Origin of the sequence: Thiomicrospira pelophila DSM 1534, from assembly GCF_000711195.1 — a bacterium.
GTDB classification, from domain to species: domain Bacteria; phylum Pseudomonadota; class Gammaproteobacteria; order Thiomicrospirales; family Thiomicrospiraceae; genus Thiomicrospira; species Thiomicrospira pelophila.
The window spans coordinates 1,832,212-1,853,206 of record NZ_JOMR01000001.1 but is presented as its reverse complement, the minus strand read 5'-3'; the positions used below and the strand labels follow the sequence as shown (position 1 = coordinate 1,853,206).

Genomic DNA, 20,995 nt, shown 5'->3' with positions numbered 1-20,995 from the left:
AATTTTAACTCTTTCAAATTCAAAGGAAAAACCATGCAAGTTTATTACGATAAAGATTGTGATCTGTCTATCATCAAAGGCATGAAAGTGGCTGTTATCGGCTTCGGTTCACAAGGTCACGCGCACGCCGCTAACCTACAAGATTCTGGTGTTGATGTAACCGTTGGTCTACGTCCTGGTTCTTCTTCAATCAAAAAAGCAGAAGGTTACGGTCTAAAAACGGCTGACGTACCAACCGCTGTTGCGGCCGCTGACTTGGTGATGATCCTGACACCGGATGAATTCCAGTCTCAGTTATATAAAGAAGAAATCGAGCCAAACTTGAAAAAAGGGGCGGTTTTGGCTTTTGCTCACGGTTTCGCGATTCTTTATAACCAAGTAGTACCACGTTCAGACCTAGACGTTATTATGATCGCGCCGAAAGCACCGGGCCATACTGTACGTTCTGAGTTTGTTAAAGGCGGCGGTATTCCTGACTTGATCGCAATTCACCAGGACGTGTCTGGTAAGGCTAAGTCGATTGCCTTGTCTTACGCTTCTGGTGTCGGTGGTGGTCGTACTGGTATTATCGAAACCAGCTTCCGTGAAGAGTGTGAAACCGATTTATTCGGTGAGCAAGCCGTACTTTGTGGTGGTGCAGTAGAATTAGTTAAAATGGGCTTTGAAACTTTGGTTGAAGCCGGTTATGCACCAGAAATGGCGTACTTCGAATGTTTACACGAATTGAAGTTGATCGTTGACCTAATGTACGAAGGTGGTATCGCTAACATGAACTACTCTATCTCGAACAATGCCGAGTATGGTGAGTATGTAACTGGCCCACAAGTTATTAACGAAGAAAGCCGTATGGCGATGCGCGAAGCTTTGTATAACATCCAAAGCGGTGAATACGCTAAACGCTTCATTCTTGAAGGCATGACCAACTACCCAGAAATGACCGCTATGCGTCGTATCAACGCGGAGCACCCGATCGAAGTAGTGGGTGATAAGTTGCGTTCAATGATGCCTTGGATTCAAGCCAACAAAATCGTTGATAAAGATAAAAACTAATTTTTACAGATTAGTTTTACTCAGAAAAACCCAGCTTTGGCTGGGTTTTTTTATGGGTGGAGCCCTAAGTTATAGGAAAACAGTATGTTAGATGAGGCCATTGCAGGTTTGCCGGAAATCCTCAAGCGAGATATGGAAGAAAACCTTTGTGTGTGTAATCAAGTGCCTAAAATTAAAGTCATTGAAGCTATTGTGTTAGGAGCTGATACACGTGAAAAAGTTTGCGCACAAACCTATGCATCTGACGGTAACGGCTGTTGTAAATTGCAGATAAAACACCTATTGGATCATTTTAATGCCCAGCGAAAACCTGAGTAAATTCACATGAAGTCTCATTGAAATGATTGAATTGGCCAGTTATTCAGGTTTATTTTTAAGTGCCTTGATTGCTGCGAGTTTGTTGCCATTGCAGTCGGAAGCGGTGCTGGTGAGTTTGCTATTGACTGACCATTATAGCTGGGCTCTATTGTGGCTGGTAGCTACCGTCGGCAATGTATTAGGCTCAATTATCAATTGGTGGTTAGGTGTCTATGTAGTCCACTTTCATGATAAATCTTGGTTTCCAGTTAACGAAGCTAGATTACTTAAGGCGCAGGTTTTCTACCATCGTTACGGTCGTTGGTCTTTGTTGTTAAGTTGGATGCCAGTGGTGGGTGATCCATTGACTTTGGTGGCGGGGGTTATGCGAGAATCATTCTGGGTATTTCTAGCTTTGGTAAGCTTGGCAAAAGGCGGACGTTATTTGGTTTTGATTTTGTCGGTTCAAGGGGTAATGTGAAACGAGGCCTTTAGTAAAGTAACTTTACTAAAGGCCTATTCAAGCTCTATTTAAAATGGGCAACCCATCGCGCGTGCATTGGCTTTCACCTTTTCACGTTCGGCTGCATCTTGCTCGGCGTCGAAGCCATCGCGTTCATACCAACCCTGAGTATGTTGTAGGATGATATCGGAAAGCGCTTCGGTGTGATCTTGGCGACTATTGAGTGCTTTGATGTAGCTGAACTTCTCGCCACCAGCGTGCTCAAAGTATTCACGGTTTTCCCCGTCAATTTCTTCGATGGTTTCCAAACAATCTGCTGAAAAACCGGGGCAGATAACCTGTACGTGCTTAACACCTTCACCGGGTAACGCTTTCATAGTGGCATCCGTATAAGGTTTGATCCATTCTTCTTTGCCAAATAACGATTGGAAAGTGACCCGGTATTCGTCTTTGCTTAGTCCTAATTCTTCAGCCACTAAGCGAGACGTAACATGGCATTCGCAGTGATAAGGGTCGCCATTGTCTAGATAACGTTTTGGTACGCCATGGTAAGACATGACGAGTAAATCTGGTTTGCCGTGTTCGGCTTGATGTTCACGAATCGAGTTGGCCAGCGCTTTGATATAGCCAGGGTGACGATGATAATGGTTTATAAAACGAAGTTCGGGCAACCAGCGCCAACCGCGCAAGACTTCGGTAACTTTATCAAATGTCGAAGCCGTTGTGGCACCCGCATATTGAGGATAAAGTGGCATGACAATTAAACGTTGAACCCCTTGCGCTTCAAGTTTTTTAAGTGCTGATTCAACGGAAGGGTTGCCATAACGCATCGCCAATTCGAATACGACCTTGCCTTTAAAATGGGGCCGAAGTTGTTCACTGATGCCATCCAACTGGCGCTGTGTAATATCAAGCAACGGAGAGCCTGGACCTTCTGACCCCCAAACTTCAGCATAAGCTTCAGCCGATTTGGCTGGACGAGTGTTCAAAATAATCCCATTTAAAATTAACCACCATAACCAGCGTGCGGGTGGCGGTTCAACCACGCGTGGATCCCATAAAAATTCTTTTAAATAAGGCTTTAACGCTTGTTTAGTTGGGGCATCCGGTGTACCTAGGTTGGTAATTAAAACGCCGGTTGCCGCTTCATCTCCGTGCTGGTAGTGAGTATTGTTGTGATAAAACATAGCGATCTCTTATTTTGCTAAAAAGTTACTTTATTGTATAGGATGTGTATAAAATGACAAGAATAAAAAACAGTTATTGTAATCGTTTGAGAACACGGCTTTTAGCGTGGTTTTTGGTATTCACATTTAATTCTCAGTTTTGTGAATACCGCCTATTATGATGAACAAAAAATACAATTCGTACAACATGATAACAATATGAGATTTAAAAGTATGCGGCTAATTTTTACGAGTTCATTGATTGGGTTTTTACTCGCGACTTATGGGTTGGTTTCGCAAGCTAAACAGCCACAGTCGGTATTATCCGCTGAGGTATTTGAGCAACAAATTATTGAAAATATTCAAGCCTTAGGGGATTTGAAGGCCAGTGAATCAGTTGAGATTAGTTCAACTGTTACTGAAAAAGTAGACTCTATTCATTTTAATGATGGTGACTTTGTTAAAAAGGGTCAGTTGTTGGTGCAGCTAAAAAGTGCCGAAGAGCGTGCAACGCTGGATGAGCTCAAAATTGCCACCGATAACGCTAAGCAGCTTTATGATCGTTATCTACCCTTGTACAAACGTGGTGATATTGCCCAGTCAACCTTAGATGAGTACAAGCGTGAATGGGATTTGGCGCGCGCGAAAGAAACCGTATTGCAAGCTAGACTAGAGAAGTTAAAGTTGAGTGCGCCGTTTTCCGGTCGTGTCAGTATCCGCCAGATTAGTGAAGGTGCATTATTAACGCCTGGAACTCTGGTTACCAAGTTGCAAGACTTGACTGAAATGAAACTAGATTTTAGCGTGCCAAGTCGGTTTTTAACCGAATTAAAGGTAGGGGATAAGGTGCTTGCCAAAACAGATGCTTACGCGGATCAGGAGTTTATTGCACAAATAGAGACTATTTTACCTACGGTGGATATTCGGACTCGGAGTATCCCTGTTCGAGCCAAGTTAAGTAATCCAGATAACCGTTTGGTACCTGGCATGTTAATGAATGTTGAACTTCAACAAAAACCACGCTCGGTTTTGCTTGTGCCTGAAACGGCAATCGTACCAATCGCAGAGCATCATTATGTGTATCAATTAAAACCAGAGTCGGATGGACTTTACAAAGTTAACCGAATAAAAGTAACGCTAGGTTTAAGACAACCAGGCCTGGTGGAAGTGAAAAGAGGATTAAAACTCGGCGATAAAATTGTCAGCGAAGGCGCTTTACGTGTTCGTCCCGGGCAAGTTGTTAAAGCTATGGATAAACTCCCAGTACAATCCAAAATGGATGAGGATACTTCATTATGATGTTGTCCGATGTGTCCGTAAAGCGTCCGGTACTGGCTGCGGTTATGTCACTGTTGTTAGTCGCCTTTGGTTTGGTGGCGTTTGATCGTTTATCGCTCCGCGAATACCCAAATATTGATCCGCCCATTGTATCTATAACCACGACTTATGCGGGCGCGTCTGCGGCTGTCATCGAATCTCGTATCACTAAAATCATTGAAGACAGGATTGCCGGTGTAGAGGGAATTCAATACATCCAATCCACCTCATCGGATGGCCGCTCAAAGATTACGATTGAGTTTGATATTAATCGAGATATCGATGCCGCCGCCAATGATGTGCGTGACCGCGTATCCAGATTGGCCAGAGAATTGCCAATCGAAGCGGATCCACCAGAAGTTGAGAAGGTCGATGGTGATGACGACGTCATTATGTGGTTTAACCTGACAGCCGATAATATGACCGTGCCTCAGTTAACCGACTATGCAAACCGTTATTTAGTTGATCGTTTTTCGGTGCTGGATGGTGTGGCACGTGTACGAATTGGTGGCGGTCAAGAATACGCTATGCGCTTGTGGCTGGACTCGGATGCCATGACATCACGCGGTCTAACCGTAGCCGATGTAGAGCAAGCGTTGCAGCAATCTAATGTCGAGTTGCCGGCTGGTATGGTGACGATGAAGGAGATGTCGTTTAGTGTCCGTGTTGATCGTCAACTCGTTTCAGCCGAAGATTTTGAACGTTTGGTGGTCGTACAAGGCGATGGCATGAACCTAGTGAGACTCGGTGACATTGCTAGAATCGAGAAAGGCGCGATTGAAAATCGTAACCTATTTAGAGGTAACGAGTTACCTATGGTGGGCTTAGGGATTATTAAACAATCGACCGCCAACATCTTAACGGTAGCCGAAGTCGCTAAGGCAGAAGTGATAAGATTAAACAAGATTCTACCCGATGGTATGGCGATTAAGCCCAGTTATGACAGTTCAGTATTTGTGAAAAGTGCAATAACTGAAGTCTATAAAACCCTAGCGATTGCAATTGGCTTGGTGATGTTGGTTATCTTTGCCTTTTTACGCAGTGTGCGTGTGGCCATTATTCCGTTGGTGACAGTTCCCGTTTCATTGATAGCTACTTTTTGGGTGTTGTGGATGCTAGGCTTTTCAATCAACATCTTAACTTTGTTGGCTTTAGTATTAGCCATCGGCTTAGTGGTGGATGATGCGATCGTAGTACTTGAAAATGTACAACGTCATATTGAGAAGGGGTATTCACCTCTAAGCGCCGCTTTTGTAGGCACACGCCAAGTTGGTTTTGCGGTTGTCGCGACGACTTTGGTATTGGTCGCCGTATTTGTTCCAATCAGTTTTCTTGAGGGCAACTTGGGGCGGCTATTTAGCGAGTTTGCGATTACGCTAGCGGTGGCCGTTTTATTTTCAAGCTGGGTCGCCTTAACTTTGTCTCCTGCTTTAGCATCTAAATTATTAAAGCCAGGTAAATCAAATCCTTCACATATCGACTTTGATGCCGAACATGTTTCGCAAAGCCCTAATATTTGGATCCGACTTTACCGTCCTGCTTTAACGTTTGCTCTACGTTGGCCATGGCTAATTGCCGGAATTTTTGGCGCGACCCTGTATGCGTCTTATTTTCTAATGCAAAACCTGCCTCAAGAATATGCGCCCAAAGAAGATCGAGGGGCTTTCTTTGTACTGATTTCAGGGCCTGAGGGCGCGACACATGATTACATGAAGGATTATATTAATGAAATCGAAGCTCGATTGATGCCATTAGTCGATTCAGGCGAAGTCAATCGTTTGTTAGTTCGTTCACCACGTGGGTTTAGCAGTACCCAAGTATTCAATACAGGTATTGCCATTCTGGTTTTGAATGATTGGTCGGAGCGACGTTCGGCTTTTGAAATCATGCAGGGTGTGCGCCAAAAACTGGCTGATTTACCGGGGGTTCGAGCGTTTCCGGTGATGAGGCAAGGTATTGGCGGGCGTGTACAGAAGCCAGTGCAATTCGTGATAGGTGGTGGTAGCTATGAACAGTTAGCCGAATGGCGAAATATTATGCTGGATAAGTTGCAAGAAAATAACCCGGGCTTAGAAGGAATTGACTCAGATTATAAAGAGACCAAACCTCAGTTACGCGTCCAAATCGATTATGAACGCGCTGCTGATTTAGGTGTGACAACTTTGGATATCGGTCGAACGTTACAAACTCTGCTAGGTTCTCGTAAGGTGACTACCTTTGTAGAGCAGGGTGAGGAATACGATATTATTTTAGAAGCTGAGCGTGCCGATTTTAGAACGCCAAAGAGTTTAGATAATATTTATGTGCGATCAAACACGACTCAAGAATTAATTTCATTAGCGAGCCTCGTGAGTATTGAGGAGTTTGCGGATTCAGGATCTTTAAATCGTTATAACCGGATGCGAGCGATTACGATTGAAGCCAATTTGGTAGGCGACTACACACTGGGTGAAGCCTTAAGCCACTTAGAAAACCTGGCGAGAACTCATTTGCCGAATGACGCTATGATTGACTACAAAGGTCAATCACGTGAGTTTCAAACTTCAGGAAATGCGGTGCTGTTTGTATTTTTGTTGGGAATGGTTGTGGTGTTTTTAGTATTAGCGGCACAGTTTGAGAGCTTTATTAGCCCATTTATTATTATGTTTACCGTACCCTTAGCTGTGGCCGGTGGTCTGTGGGGTTTATGGTTGCATGGATTGAGTTTAAATATTTACACTCAAATTGGACTAGTGATGCTGGTTGGGCTATCAACCAAAAACGGGGTGTTAATCGTTGAATTCGCTAACCAATTAAGAGATAAAGGCCAAGCTTTTTCCGAGGCCTTGTTCGAAGCGGCTTGCCTACGTTTACGCCCCATATTGATGACCGCGATTACAACGGTAGTGGGGGCGGTTCCTCTGGTTATTTCTTCTGGTGCCGGTGCAGAAACCCGTTATGTGATAGGTATTGTATTGTTGTGGGGGGTTTCGTTAGCCACCTTATTCACCTTGTTTGTTATTCCTGTTGTTTATCAATGGCTCGGTAAATATAGTCAGCCCGCAGGCGTTAACGAACGTAAATTAGAAACAGAGTTAGGGGATTTAACCAGGGTTTAGTTTAAGTAATTTAAGACGCTTAAAGTAAACGGGTTAGCACGTTATAGTAAGTGTTTTTTATTGTATATCAATAACTTTGGTGAGAGTGCTTAATGCAAAAGTTCGATTAAGTTGTATTTCTACATGTATAATAATTTTACTATTCGCTTTTAAGGGGTTTAATTATGTCGAATCGTTCATCATCACTCAATCTTAAAGTCATCGGAATTGCTTCTACAGTAGGTGTGATTGTCGCACTTCTAGTTGGTTCTATGATGTATTTCACCTCTGTCAAACCGGTTAAAAAAGACATTGAACAAAATCTTTTGAAAGAAATGAAAGTTCATGTTGATGCGGCGATGGAATTAAAAGTACAAAGCGGCATTATGGGTGCAACTGCAATGACCTTACAAAAAAATGTGATTGAAGCTTTGTATGTTGAAGATCGAGAGTCGGTTCTTCCATTGTTTGCCGAAGTGCGTGAAGGTTTTCGTTCTAAATCCCCTTTTAAAAACATAGGCACTATATTATTCACAGCTGATGGTCGTATGTTAGTGCGATCGTGGGATCTTGAAAGTTATGGTCAAGATGCTTCAAATAGTCCGTTAGTAAGACGTGCGATGAAAGAAAAACAAGCGTTTGGTGCGCTTGGTGTGGGCGCAAAAGGTGTGGGTGTTGTTGCGATTTCACCAGTGATGGATGATGGTGAGTTTATGGGGATGATCTCGCTGTTACAAGGCCTAGGTTCAGTTACAAAAGATTTTAGAAATAATTTAGATATTGATTACGTGTTAATGGCAGATAAACGTTATATTGCAGAAAAGTATGGTGATATGCCGAACGTAGATAATAATAAACCGGTTAGCGAAAATTATATTTTAGCGAGTAACCGTTGGTTTGATGAAGCGATAGTTGAAAAAGTAACGAAATTCTTTAAGCCAGTTGATGGCGAAAAGAGAGCTCTTTATTTAGGTGGTGGAAAGGTTTTTATTGATTTACCTGCTTATGATGAGGAAGGCTTAGTTTTTGGTCGCCATATGTTTGTTATGGATAAATCGGTTTATTTAGGGCCAATTGAAAAAGCAATGAATGCTGCTTGGATGTCATTGATAGGCGTGTTATTAGGTATATTTTTCCTTACCTTTGCTTTAGTTGTCGCGATTGGACGTATGGTCATTAAACCGTTACAAAAAGTTCAACAAACAACCGATAATATTATGCGTACCGGTAACTTTAGTCTGCGAGCAGACGTTGGCTCGATGGATGAGGTTGGTAGAACGGCTAATGCGCTTAATGAGTTGCTGGAACAGATTAGCAAGGCTTTGAATGAAGCGAATGAAACGGTGAGTGCTATTTCTCAAGGTGATTTTAGTCACCGTATTGCAGGTAAGTATGTTGGTGATTTAGATAAATTAAAAATTGGCGTAAATGACAGTGCAGATAATATTGCTCAGGTGATGAAGCAGTTAGGTCAAACTATGCAAGCCATGCATGACGGTGATTTTAAAATTGATATTGATTGTCAGGCAAAAGGTGAATACCTAACCATGATGAACAATGCGCAATCGGCTATGAATGAAATGAATGCCATTATTGCGCAGATAAATGAAGTCATGGGCTATATGTCGGAGGGTCAGTTTGGTCATCGAGTAGAGTTAGAAGCACGCGGTGAAATGAGTGTGTTGAAAGAGCGCATTAATGAGTCAATGGAACAGCTGGATGATGCGATTAAAGATATTACACGTATTGTCGTGGCGCAAAGTGAAGGTGATTTGACTCAGTCAATCGTGGCGGATTACGAGGGTGATTTAAAAACCTTAAAAGATGCGGTTAACCAATCACTTGAAAAATTGGCTGAAATTGTATCGCAAGCCATGCAGGCTGCGGATATTGTTAGTAACGCTTCTGATGAAGTATCACGTGGCGCGTTAGATTTGAGCCAACGTGTTCAAGAGCAAGCGGCTGCATTGGAACAAACCTCTGCAACGATGGACGAAATGAACTCAGCTGTTCAGAACAATACTGATAATTCACAACAAGCGGCTGAAGTCGCAAGTAAGGTTCAAAAAGAGGCTGGACAAGGTCAGCAGGTCATGCAGCAAACCATTAATGCGATGAACTCGATTCAAGAATCGAGCCATAAAATTTCAGATATTGTGACTTTAATTGATGGGATTGCATTCCAGACGAATTTGTTAGCCCTTAATGCGGCCGTTGAGGCTGCTCGCGCGGGTGATCATGGCCGTGGCTTTGCGGTTGTTGCAGGTGAGGTTCGAGCTTTGGCGCAAAAGTCCGCCGAAGCGGCGAAAGACATTAAAAACTTAATTGATGAAAGTGTGTCGCGTATTGATGACGGTACGCGGTTGGCGAGTGAGTCTGGCGAGCGTTTAGCATCCATTACAGGTTCGATTGAGCAGGTCACGGGCATGATTAACCAAATTGCTCGAGCCTCTAGCGAACAAGCCGAAGGGGTTTCACAAGTACATACGGCGATTAGTGATATAGATGGTGCGACTCAGCAAAATGCCGCGTTGGTTGAAGAAACATCAGCGGCCGCTGAAAGTATGAGTGAGCAGGCAACCGAATTAAGTCGCAATATGGCGTTTTTCAAAACAGGTGCGAATTCGAATAGAATAAAACCTCAAGCCAAAATTGGGGTCAAGCCAGCTACGCAAACTCAGCTACCGTCTGCTCGTTCAGACGAAAAAACTGAGGTTAAAGCTAAATCCTTAGATCAGCCAAAAATGTCTGAAACGAAAATTAAGACTAAGACAGAAGCAAAACCCCAAGCTAGGTCGGAAAAAAATGAGAGTGAGTGGGAAGAGTTTTAATAATAGCTTGTAACTTTTACAGCGATAAAAAAAGCACCGTAAGGTGCTTTTTTTATCGGTTAGCATTTAAAATGGCAAGCTTGCCTATTTAGGTTAGCTTTTCCATTAATACTAAACTTTCAATATGACTGGTGTTGGGAAACATATCGAACAATTGAATCCGCTTGAGGCGGTAGCCTTGCTGTTCAATAACCTGTAAGTCACGAATTAAAGTATCACTTTGACAAGATACATAAACAATACGCTGTGCATTTAACTCACCTATGTTCTGACACAATGTTTTCGCACCCAAACGGCCAGGATCAAGCAACACGGCATCGTAGTCTGACCACCAGGCCTGGTGGTCAGACTTTTCAAATAAATCAGCTTTGTGAAAGGTCAAATTATTTAATTTATTTAGACTAGCATTGCTTTTAGCTAGCTCAACCGCTGCGCTATTGCCTTCAACCCCCACTACTTGGTTGGCCATTTTTGCGGCAGGTAAACTAAAGTTGCCCACACCACAAAACAGATCAAGCAGAGTTGAACCTGGCGAAAGCGCTAACCAGCTCAAAGCTTGCTCGACTAATGATTCGTTCACAGGGCTATTAACCTGGATAAAACCTGTCGGGTCAAATTGGATTTTTAAGTCTCTTAGGTTGTAATAAGGCGGTTGATTTTTGGTGTTGTTAGGGCTCTTTTTATAAACGTTTGAATCCACCCAAATGCCTTGCTCCGATTCACTTAAATGAATTTCTTTAGATTGGCGGCTGGCCAACGGAAGCAGCTCAAAACGAATTGATTGCATAGTTTTTTGTAAAGCGGGCGTTAACACAGGGCAGTTTTCAATATCGACAACTTGTTCACTATTGAGTTCGCGAAACCCTAGTTTAGCCTGTTTATCGAGCCCTTTTGGTTGAGAGGCTTGCTTTACAAGAAACATTCGAGCGCGTCGGCGATAACCTTGGGGATCAGAAGTTTGCATAGGTTCGATAACCAATCGGCGAGTATCGAGACTTTTAGTGAGTTGCTCAATGAGATTTTTTTGTTTCCAAAAAACCTGTTTGTCATAGCTTAAATGCTGAAGGCTACAACCTCCACAACGATCGTAATTTTCACAAAAAGGTGTTACCCGATCAGCTGAAATCTCCAGCCACTTCATCACACGAGCTTGTGCAAATTGGGCTTGATCCTGCTGAATTTTTATATCAACCACTTCGTCGGGTAAGGCATTTTTAATGAATACGGCTTTGCCGTTAATATGACCCACACCACGACCATCGTGCGTAAGGCCTTCAATCTTTAAGCCAGAGTAAACTCCAGATAAAGTACTGGGTCTTTGGGTTTTGTGTTTTTTGGGTTGAGTACGTCTTTGGGGAAGTTTCATATTAAAACCAGTTGATGATTAAATGAGTTTTAGGATGGTAGGGTATAAAGGCTTGGGTTGATTCTTAATGGTGCGCCCGAAGGGATTCGAACCCCAGACCTCTGCCTCCGGAGGGCAGCGCTCTATCCAGCTGAGCTACGGGCGCTTATTCTTGTGAGCTCATTATAAAGGATTTTAAATACGAGTTTTGAAAACAATCTGCGAAGTTGGCGGATGGACTAGGACTCAGAAATTCCCTGAGTGTTTTTGCCAAGCGAAGCGAACTTTGAGTATAATCGGTATTAATGTATTAACAGGCGTTATAAATGAGTTCAAGCACAATAGATAGCCGACGTTTTTTTCGACTCGATATGCCGGTTTATGCTCACATTCTGCCGCGTAATCGTATTCCGGCTTGTGATTTCTTTGCGACGCCCACCATTTACTTGACTAAGCAACGCCAGGCTTTAGCTAGCGATAAACTAGTCGAAGCCAAAGATTGGTTAGCGAAAGTTAAAGAAGATACCGATTTAGCGGGTGTCGTATTAAAAGACATCATAAAACGCATCGCTTTTTTCAATGATGTGATGCAGGCTGTGCAGGCTGGGCGAGCTCCTTTTAAACTTGAGGACTATAGTCGAAATTTAAGATTAGCTAAAGCTGAAAATGAGCATCTTGAAGCCTACAAGGTCAGCGCGCCAAAAAGTTATGCCTTTTTTAAAGGCATTGAAAATAAAATAAAAGCTTACCTGAACGAACTCCATTATATGGCACAGAACTCAGACAGTCGTGAAATCAAATACCGTCAGCTTTTGTGCATTACACCAACGCAAGCCGATCAAAACTTATCAATACTAAAAAACTCAAAATTTGATGGCTTGGCTTTACCTCAGTTTATTCGCGTATTAACTGAGTATGTAAATCTAAGTTTAGACAGTTTTTTAGAATTTCAGAAAGACTCCGTATTGAAGCGCTATCCAACTCAATGGGAATCGATTACGGCCAACTTAAGTGAAGGTGGCATAAGGCTAGAGCAGTCAAAAGCGCTTAAGCCGGGTGAGTCAGTATGTGTGGCTTTTCATTCGGATAGTTATGCTTCGGTAATCGGTATTAAGGGTTCGGTAGTGGCTTGTGATCCGGTGGCAAAAACGGCTCATTATTGTTTGCGTATTAACTTTGATTTTCCGGATCGCTCGCAACAGATGTTAATTCAGAAAATCATGAATCAATTCGAAATTAGCCAGTGTGCTGACTGGATGGCCAATGCTGGATAAAAACTATAAACTCGAGAAAGGTTTTTTAGCAGAAATTCCGTTAAGATTTAGAAAGGGTTCAATGGCTATGTTGGGCATAGAACCCATGATTAATATTTTGAATTGGTCACAACCAGGCCTGGTTGAACGCTATTTTAAAGATAAAATGCCGGAAGGTGATGACTTGGATCTAGTTCGTTCACGCATTGTATTAAGTAAGATAACTTATTTTAATCCGCAAACGTTAGACGCAGATAATATGCAGATTATTTTCCGATTGGCGGCGCGTATGCTGGACTTTCCAAGTTCGGACCCAGAGAAAATGGCCGAGTTAACGCGACAAACTTATCCCGTTTTTTCTAACTGGATGTTGACCGCTAGCAAGTTCACCCGTCAGTCTAAAACAATGAATGGCAATGGTTCCGTGAAAGACAGCAGTGATGTTTCTGTGGATTGGTGTCGTTAAGGTAGGTTTGTATGTAAAAAAGCCGAGTAGATATTTAAATATTTTGCTCGGCTTTTTTGTTTAGCGGGAAAACATGATTGCGGAACTAGCTTTGCATGAAGTGATCCATGCGATCTAACGCCACTTTTAAATTGTCTAAGCTGGTGGCGAATGAAATACGTAGGTGGCCTTCAGCGCCAAATCCAGAACCTGGAACGGCCGCCACTTCGACTTCTTCTAAAATCGCCGTGGCCATATCCGCATCACTCGTAAAGCCTTTCATTTGCATCGCTTTGGCAATATTAATAAACATATAAAAAGCCCCATCGGCAGGCAAGCATTTAAAGCCAGGAATCTGGTTAACACGTTCAACCACGAATTGGTGACGCTGTTTAAACGCATCTAACATGGTGTTAATACAATCCTGTGGGCCATTTAAAGCAGCCACGGATGCCGCTTGTGAAATCGAGCAAGGGTTTGATGTGCTCTGTGACTGCACGGTTTTCATGGCTTTAATAATGGCTTCTGGACCAGCGGCATAACCAATTCGCCAACCGGTCATTGAATAGGCTTTGGAGACGCCATTTAAAACCAAGGTGCGATCTTTTAAGTCTGGACAAGCCTCAAGTAATGTCGTGAAAGGTGTGTCACCTAACACAATATGTTCATACATGTCATCACAAGCGATTAGTACCTGGGGGTGTTGGCGCAATACTTCCGCTAGGGCACTCAGTTCGTTGCTACTGTAAATGGCACCTGTTGGGTTAGACGGGCTATTGATAACAAATAACTTGGTTTTTGCATTGATTGCATCGGATAATTGCGCGGGTGTAATTTTAAAACTCTGTTCAATTCCGGTTTCGATAATCACCGGCTCACCGCCCGCTAATAATGCCATGTCAGGGTAGGAAACCCAATATGGTGCCGGGATAATCACTTCATCACCATCGTTTAGTACCGCTTGGCATAAGTTGTAAAAACTTTGTTTGCCACCACTCGAAACTAGGATTTCATTTAAATCGTAGTCTAAGCCGTTGTCACGTTTAAACTTAGCCTGAATCGCCACTTTCAGGTCGGGTGTGCCATCTACTGCGGTATAACGCGTATCACCTTGTTCAATAGCCTTGATGCCGGCGGCTTTGATATGATCGGGCGTATCGAAATCAGGTTCGCCCGCTCCCAAGCTTATAATATCTTTGCCAGCGCGTTTAAGTTCAGCCGCTTTAGCTGAAATAACGAGGGTTAAGGAAGGTTTTACGCGATTAACACGATCGGAAAGCAAGGCCATTTCTCTCTCTCAGGTTTGTATAATGGTGCACATCTGAAGCGCACAGGTTTTTTAGATGTAAAATAAGGTTTTATTTTACTGCATTTAAGCGTTATTTAAAGCCGTTTGCGAAATAAGTTTTAAGGGGTTATATGGCAAAAGCATTTGAATTGGTTTCACAGTATCAACCTGCAGGGGATCAGCCTACTGCTATTGCAGGCCTGGTGGAAGGTTTGCAGGACGGCGAAGCTTTTCAAACATTGCTGGGTGTGACCGGTTCGGGCAAAACCTATACGATTGCAAACGTGATCAAAAGGGTTCAGCGCCCTACCATTATTATGGCGCACAATAAAACGCTGGCGGCTCAGCTTTATGGGGAGATGAAAAGTTTTTTCCCAAATAATGCAGTTGAGTATTTTGTATCTTATTACGATTATTATCAGCCTGAAGCTTATGTACCAGCCTCCGATACTTATATTGCAAAAGATGCCTCGGTTAATGAGCAGATCGAACAGCTTCGTTTATCTGCTACTAAAGCTTTAATGGAACGCCCAGATGTGATTTTGATTGCCACGGTATCGGCAATTTATGGTTTGGGTGATCCTGATCAATACCTAAGTATGATTTTGCAATTACGCTTGGGTGACCCGATTACGCAGCGCGATATTTTAGCCAAGCTGGTGACGATGCAATACACACGTAATGATTTTGAAATGTATCGTGGTACGTTCAGAGTTCGCGGTGATGTGGTTGATGTTTATCCAGCCGAAGCCGAACAATACGCGGTTAGGATTGAGTTGTTTGATGATGAAGTTGAAGCATTAAGTTGGTTTGATCCTTTAACAGGTGAAATTATTAGTAAGGTAACGCGTGTCACCGTTTATCCCAAGTCGCATTATGTTACGCCCCGAGAGCGTGTGATCGAAACGATTGAAAAAGTCAAAGTCGAGTTAAAAAGTCGACTCGACGAGTTGCGTAGTTTAAACAAGTTAGTGGAGGCTCAACGTTTAGAAGAGCGAACTCGGCTCGATATTGAAATGATGATGGAACTTGGGTATTGCCAGGGCATCGAGAATTATTCGCGCTATTTATCTGGTCGAGAGGAGGGGGCGCCGCCACCGACCTTAATTGATTATTTGCCTAAAAATGCCTTGATGGTGATTGATGAAAGTCATGTGACGATTCCGCAAATTGGCGGCATGTATAAGGGAGACAGATCACGTAAAGAAAATTTGGTGAATTATGGCTTTCGCCTCCCGTCCGCCATGGATAACCGGCCAATGAAGTTTGACGAATTTGAAGGGCTAATGCCTCAAACCATATTCGTATCGGCCACCCCCGCAAACTATGAGTTAGAACACAGCTCAAAAGTCGTAGAACAGGTTGTGCGTCCAACAGGTTTGTTAGACCCTGTGATTGAAATTCGGCCCGCTACCACACAGGTAGATGATTTATTGGGTGAAATAAGGTTGATTGTTGAAAAAGGTCAGCGTGTTCTTGTGACAACTTTGACCAAGCGTATGGCAGAAGATTTAACCGATTATTTAGAAGATCACAATGTGCGAGTACGTTATTTGCATTCGGATATTGATACGGTTGAGCGGATTGAAATAATACGTGACTTGCGTAATGGTGAATTTGATGTGCTTGTTGGGATCAACTTGTTACGTGAAGGTTTGGATATTCCCGAAGTATCCTTGGTGGCGATTTTGGATGCCGATAAAGAAGGGTTTTTACGCTCAGAGCGCTCTTTAATTCAAACCATGGGACGAGCGGCGCGTAATCCAGATGGTCGGGCGATTTTGTACGCCGATAAAATGACCCGTTCTATGCAAGCCGCGATTGAAGAATCGGAGCGTCGACGTCAGAAGCAGGTTGAATTTAATTTGGAGCATGGTATTACGCCGACGGCGTTGCGTAAAAAAGTCGCTGATATTCTGGAGCACTCTCCCTATGCTAGCAAACCTTCTAGAAAGCCTGGAGAAAGTAAGGTGGCCGAAGCAACAGGTGATTATACAGAACAGGATTTATCGACTTTGCGCCCGGCTGAGTTGGCTAGGATGATTAAGCAAACTGAAAAGTCGATGTATGCGGCGGCTAAGTCATTGAATTTTGAAGAAGCAGCACAATTAAGAGATCAATTGAAAAGGCTGAAAGCAGGTATGGTGGGAATTGGTGATTTACGTTAAAATAGTTAAGTTATACCAAAAATTTAAAGGAAAGCTGTGTGTTAAAAAAAGTGGTGCAACCCAAATCGATAAAATGGCCTGTTGGCTTAGCATTAATGGCGGTTTTATCCCTGGCTCTTGCTAACTTAGATGCGGATAGCGGCGCCGGTTCTGTTGATCCGGCTTTAGAGGTTCAACAAGCAATTGATGATGAGCAGTTTGAATTAGCTAAAAATCTTTTAGACAAGGCCGAGCTTTCCAAGTTCCAACGAGGTTATTTACAAGGCTGGTTAAGTTTAAAACAACAAGATTCGAAGGCCGCACTAGAAACTTGGCAAGCGTTGCGTTTGCAGTTTCCAAACAGTTTAGAACTTGGCAACAATGTGGCTGTATTGTTAATGCAACAAGGTGAATATCAACAAGCGCAAACTATTTTAGAACAAAGTTTACATGCAAATAAACAGGTATCGAAAGCGCTGGGTAATCTTAATCAGTTGTACGCCTTCCAAGCGCAAAAAGCCTATAAACAGGTATTTAGCCGGTTAGATGTGGTTGCACCAAAAGGTCAATGGCTGGCCTTAACTGAAGCCTCAGACGTTAAAGTGGTTAATTCTGACTTTGCTGAGCAGCAACAAGTGACGCAGGCTGTTGAAGCGTGGCGTCAGGCATGGTCAAGTAAAAATGTAACGGATTACTTGGCGTCATATAGCGATAATTTTGTGCCAGCCAACAGCCAAAGTCTCAAAGCGTGGCGAAATGCACGTGAACGCAGTGTGACAGGGCCTCGTTTTATAGAGGTTTATGTATCAGATGTGAAATTGACGCCTTTAAGTGAAACCCTGGTAAGATTTACCTTTAATCAGCGTTATAGATCTAATATAGTGCAGGACGAAGTAATCAAAGTTTTGTTGTTGGAAAAAACAGCAGGGCAGTGGAAAATTGTGCAAGAGGTTGTTACCAATGAAATCCGTTAAGTCATGTTTTGCGCTTAGTTCCGTTTGGTGGAAAACCGTGCTTTTATCGGCTTGTATAGCTTGGGCTCCGGCAGCTTTAACTTCTGGTTCACCCGAGTCTGCGTTAGCTGAAAAAATGCTCATCGAAACGTTAAAAAATATTCAGTATTTAGAGTTGGATGAGGCTATTGCATTATCGGCCGAGTTAACCAAAAACTATCCGGACTACCGTTTAGCTCAGTTGATTCATGCAGATTTGTTATCAATGCGCGCAGGTAATTTCGGTTTACTTAATCAAATCCACACAAGTAATCCACGTACCGTTGGCCGTTATAAACAAGAAGCTGAAGTGCGTTGGCGTCATGCACATAGTGATGAAAATCAAGCGAACGTGACCTTAGCCCATTCAGTTTTAAAAGTGGGCAATCAACCTCATGTAATTGTGGTTAATTTAGCTAAAAGTCGCTTGTATTTGTATCAAAACAACCAGGGTCAGCTAGATTTGTTAACGGATTATTACGTTTCGATGGGGACGGCTGGTGGGGGAAAACAAGTTGAAGGTGACCGTAAAACCCCTATTGGGGTTTATCATATTACGGACTGGGTTCCCGGTGAGCGTCTAGCGGATTTATTTGGTGTCGGTGCGTTACCCTTAAACTACCCAAATATTTGGGATCAATCCCTGGGTCGTACAGGACATGGTATTTGGTTACATGGTACGCCGAGCAATACTTTTAGTCGGCCACCTCAATCTAGCCAAGGCTGTGTGGTACTCAATAATGATGAGATGAGTAGCCTAGTCGCAAAATATAACGTGAGCTTAGCAACGCCTGTTGTGATTCTAGATGAAAAGGTAGAGTCGGTATTTTTTGAGGCTGAGAAGTTAGCTGTACTAACAGAAATTAATGCTTGGTTGGTAGATCAAGGGCAAAACTTCGATTGGGGTAAAGTCAGTGTGTATCGTTATCCAAGTGAAGAAGGTTTGTATTATGCGACCTTTCCGTCAGTTGAAAACGATGGACATTTAGTTCACCAATATTGGCGTCGCGGTCATGATGGTGGTTGGCAGTTGGTATTACAAACCACGGATCCAGTGATGATTAAAACAAGCTTATCTTAATGAGTAGTTGAGTCATTTAAATCTACGTTGTGTTAATAAAAAAGCCTAGGTTGCTATTTGCAATCTAGGCTTTTTGGTTTGTAGAAACTTGTTTTGCTTGTTTGTGTGCTTTATAAAACGTGTTAAAAATCAAACTCGGTTGGTTTAAGTTTGCCGTCTATCCAAATACCCATATCATGCCAGATTTGTTTAATTTCATCTTCACTGGGTAGGCGTCCGGCGGAATCCAGTTCAATCGTTAATACTGGGATATTCAGTTCTTCACCTGCGTAACGACCAAGTGAGCCTGGAAAGGTACCTAGTTGATGAAGCCTTAAATGACCTACTTTATCTGGTCTTACAAAGTCTGGGCCATCGTAATCCAATAAACCATAAGGTGCGTGGATAGAAATAATGGCATCTGGCTGAAATGCTTTGATGATGCTAACCTGCCATTGGGTCTCTGGTTCGCTGGCTGGTCCGCTTCCGGGATTGCGTCTTGGGTTGGCAGCATAAAAACTATGCCAAAAACGTACAGCCTTTTCTTCCCAGTCGCTGGTTGGGAAGTTTCGGTTTAAGTCCACACCATTAGCGTTTTGACGAGTCGCCGGTTGCACAAATAATCCATCTGGATTAGCCAAAGGTAAGAACAACCAATGATGATCCACGTCTTGTGGATTTTTAAGCATCGTTTTCATCCACAAATAACTGATGCTAATAGCTGAGTACTCATCACCGTGTACACCGCCAATTGCCAACACACGTGCTTTAGGACGCTTACCGTTAATTGGGGTGAATTCGCGATGTAATAATGGTAACCCATGCACACTTTTGTGGTCGTTCCCAATTAGTTTAAACTCTTTACATTGCTCATATTCAACGGTGCGCAGCTTTTCAGACCAGTTCTGGCAAAACTCATCAATCGCCGTAATTTTAGTTTCGGCATGAAGTGGTAAGCCGAAGGATGCACCCAATAGGCAGCCTATGATTGTGCGTAAATAAGATGATTTCATCAACGACCCTTAGTATGCAATATACTGTTCATTTTAGCTTGTTCTTCTGTGTTTTGTTATTTAGATAAAACAAACTTAAAGGTTTATCTCGGATAAGGTTCTATTTTGACGCACCAAAAATACTATGCATCGTTAAAAAGCTGTTTGTTGACCGCTTTGTGTTTTGCTTCTTGAAAACTAATTTGCTGGCTTTCAACGAGCTTTTGCAAGTGTTGGTCAAGTGTTTGCATGCCAAGTTGTTGTGAGGTTTGAATCGCCGAATACATTTGAGGCACTTTATCCTCACGAATTAAATTACGAATAGCCGATGAGCCTAGCATGATTTCATGTGCCGCCACACGGCCACCATTTAGAGATTTAAGAAGGGTTTGAGATATAACCCCTCGTAGAGACTCAGCTAGCATTGAACGAACCATTTGCTTTTCTTCGGCGGGGAATACATCAATAATACGATCAATGGTTTTAGCGGCCGAACTAGTGTGTAGGGTACCAAATACCAAGTGGCCTGTTTCAGCTGCCGTTAAAGCCAAGCGAATCGTTTCAAGGTCACGTAATTCGCCTACCAGAATTACATCTGGGTCTTCTCTTAGTGCTGAGCGCAACGCATTGTTGAAGCTTAGGGTATCTCGGTGAACTTCACGCTGGTTAATTAAACAACGCATGGGTGTGTGAACGAATTCAATAGGGTCTTCTATGGTCAATATATGTGCATATTGATTTTGGTTAATAAAGTCCACCATCGCGGCCAGCGTAGTTGATTTGCCAGAACCTGTCGGTCCGGTGACTAAAACTAAACCACGCGGCATTAACGCGAGTTCTTTAAAAATATCCGGTGCGTTTAACTGTTCAAGTGTTAAAACTTGACTTGGAATAGTGCGAAATACAGCACTTATACCACGATTTTGCTTAAACACGTTTACTCGAAAGCGTGCGATATCTGGCAGCTCAAATGAAAAATCTGCTTCTAGGTCGCGTTCAAACTGTTGACGTTGAACTTCATTCATAATGCCGTATATTAGGGTTTGAATGGTGTCGGCGTCTAAGGCTGGCGTGTCAATCCGACGCACATCGCCTTGGGTGCGTAACATAGGGGCAAGACCGGCTGATAAATGCAAGTCGGAGGCATCTTGTTGAACGCTAAAAGTTAAAAGTTCGGTGATGTCCATATCAATCCTTGAGGCAATTGTGGTTCGATTATAGACGGATGGTTAATTTTTTGCGAGTCTGGTGCAGAATGAATCCCCTGCTAAT

16 protein-coding genes and 1 tRNA gene are annotated in these 20,995 nt (G+C 42.9%); 11 read left to right on the top strand and 6 right to left on the bottom strand.

The annotated features are described in order from the left end of the window. Positions 1–33: 33 nt before the first annotated feature. From ilvC to N746_RS0108895, 3 genes are all read left to right on the top strand, one after another. Positions 34–1,050, top strand: coding sequence for a ketol-acid reductoisomerase (ilvC, locus tag N746_RS0108905; RefSeq protein ID WP_029935906.1), 1,017 nt, complete (start codon positions 34–36; stop codon positions 1,048–1,050). Between the two features lie 84 nt (positions 1,051–1,134). Next, positions 1,135–1,368, top strand: coding sequence for a (2Fe-2S)-binding protein (locus N746_RS0108900; protein WP_029935905.1), 234 nt, complete (start codon positions 1,135–1,137; stop codon positions 1,366–1,368). Positions 1,369–1,390: 22 nt separating this feature from the next. Then, entirely contained in the window at positions 1,391–1,828 is a 438-nt protein-coding gene (locus N746_RS0108895) for a YqaA family protein (RefSeq protein WP_029935904.1), read from the top strand. A 50-nt stretch (positions 1,829–1,878) separates the two neighbouring features. Here N746_RS0108895 and hemH read toward each other — a convergent pair whose 3' ends face one another. Continuing rightward, positions 1,879–2,997, bottom strand: coding sequence for a ferrochelatase (gene hemH / locus N746_RS0108890; protein WP_029935903.1), 1,119 nt, complete (start codon positions 2,995–2,997; stop codon positions 1,879–1,881). A 213-nt stretch (positions 2,998–3,210) separates the two neighbouring features. Between hemH and N746_RS0108885 the strand changes: the two genes are divergently transcribed. The 3 genes from N746_RS0108885 (at position 3,211) to N746_RS10715 (ending at position 10,201) form a co-directional block, all read left to right on the top strand. Next, positions 3,211–4,275, top strand: coding sequence for an efflux RND transporter periplasmic adaptor subunit (locus N746_RS0108885; protein ID WP_029935902.1), 1,065 nt, complete (start codon positions 3,211–3,213; stop codon positions 4,273–4,275). Next, positions 4,272–7,391 (top strand): efflux RND transporter permease subunit, encoded by a 3,120-nt coding sequence (locus tag N746_RS0108880; RefSeq protein WP_029935894.1) that lies wholly within the window; start codon positions 4,272–4,274, stop codon positions 7,389–7,391. The genes N746_RS0108885 and N746_RS0108880 overlap by 4 nt, the downstream gene beginning before the upstream one ends. A gap of 164 nt (positions 7,392–7,555) precedes the next feature. Then, positions 7,556–10,201, top strand: coding sequence for a methyl-accepting chemotaxis protein (locus N746_RS10715; RefSeq protein ID WP_051678605.1), 2,646 nt, complete (start codon positions 7,556–7,558; stop codon positions 10,199–10,201). An 88-nt stretch (positions 10,202–10,289) separates the two neighbouring features. On the opposite strand, the gene rlmD is transcribed toward N746_RS10715, so the two are convergent. Both rlmD and N746_RS0108865 read right to left on the bottom strand, forming a co-directional pair. Continuing rightward, positions 10,290–11,567 (bottom strand): 23S rRNA (uracil(1939)-C(5))-methyltransferase RlmD, encoded by a 1,278-nt coding sequence (gene rlmD / locus N746_RS0108870; RefSeq protein WP_029935888.1) that lies wholly within the window; start codon positions 11,565–11,567, stop codon positions 10,290–10,292. A gap of 68 nt (positions 11,568–11,635) precedes the next feature. Continuing rightward, positions 11,636–11,712: transfer RNA gene (locus N746_RS0108865), tRNA-Arg, on the bottom strand. Between the two features lie 160 nt (positions 11,713–11,872). Between N746_RS0108865 and N746_RS0108860 the strand changes: the two genes are divergently transcribed. Further along, positions 11,873–12,820 (top strand): PilZ domain-containing protein, encoded by a 948-nt coding sequence (locus N746_RS0108860; protein ID WP_029935887.1) that lies wholly within the window; start codon positions 11,873–11,875, stop codon positions 12,818–12,820. Further along, positions 12,810–13,265, top strand: coding sequence for a hypothetical protein (locus N746_RS0108855; RefSeq protein WP_029935885.1), 456 nt, complete (start codon positions 12,810–12,812; stop codon positions 13,263–13,265). Before N746_RS0108860 ends, N746_RS0108855 begins: the two co-directional genes overlap by 11 nt. Positions 13,266–13,350: 85 nt before the next feature. On the opposite strand, the gene N746_RS0108850 is transcribed toward N746_RS0108855, so the two are convergent. Continuing rightward, on the bottom strand, positions 13,351–14,532 hold the full coding sequence (locus N746_RS0108850; RefSeq protein ID WP_029935884.1) for a pyridoxal phosphate-dependent aminotransferase: 1,182 nt from the start codon (positions 14,530–14,532) through the stop codon (positions 13,351–13,353). A 131-nt stretch (positions 14,533–14,663) separates the two neighbouring features. Here N746_RS0108850 and uvrB point away from each other — a divergent pair, with 131 nt between their 5' ends. Genes uvrB through N746_RS0108835 form a run of 3 tightly spaced genes read left to right on the top strand, consistent with a single transcriptional unit; the run spans position 14,664 to position 18,752 of the window. Further along, positions 14,664–16,700, top strand: a complete 2,037-nt coding sequence (uvrB, locus tag N746_RS0108845) for an excinuclease ABC subunit UvrB (protein ID WP_029935883.1) — start codon at positions 14,664–14,666, stop codon at positions 16,698–16,700. A 38-nt stretch (positions 16,701–16,738) separates the two neighbouring features. Then, positions 16,739–17,653, top strand: a complete 915-nt coding sequence (locus tag N746_RS0108840) for a L,D-transpeptidase Cds6 family protein (protein ID WP_029935882.1) — start codon at positions 16,739–16,741, stop codon at positions 17,651–17,653. After that, the gene (locus N746_RS0108835) at positions 17,640–18,752 is read left to right on the top strand and encodes a L,D-transpeptidase family protein (protein WP_051678604.1); all 1,113 of its coding nucleotides are present in this window, start codon (positions 17,640–17,642) and stop codon (positions 18,750–18,752) included. Before N746_RS0108840 ends, N746_RS0108835 begins: the two co-directional genes overlap by 14 nt. Before the next feature lie 122 nt (positions 18,753–18,874). Here the strand turns inward: N746_RS0108835 and N746_RS0108830 are convergent, their stop codons facing one another. Both N746_RS0108830 and N746_RS0108825 read right to left on the bottom strand, forming a co-directional pair. Then, a complete protein-coding gene (locus N746_RS0108830) occupies positions 18,875–19,744 on the bottom strand; it encodes a M14 family zinc carboxypeptidase (protein ID WP_029935879.1) in 870 nt (289 codons plus the stop codon). A 122-nt stretch (positions 19,745–19,866) separates the two neighbouring features. Further along, on the bottom strand, positions 19,867–20,910 hold the full coding sequence (locus N746_RS0108825) for a type IV pilus twitching motility protein PilT (RefSeq protein ID WP_029935877.1): 1,044 nt from the start codon (positions 20,908–20,910) through the stop codon (positions 19,867–19,869). Positions 20,911–20,995 lie beyond the last annotated feature (85 nt).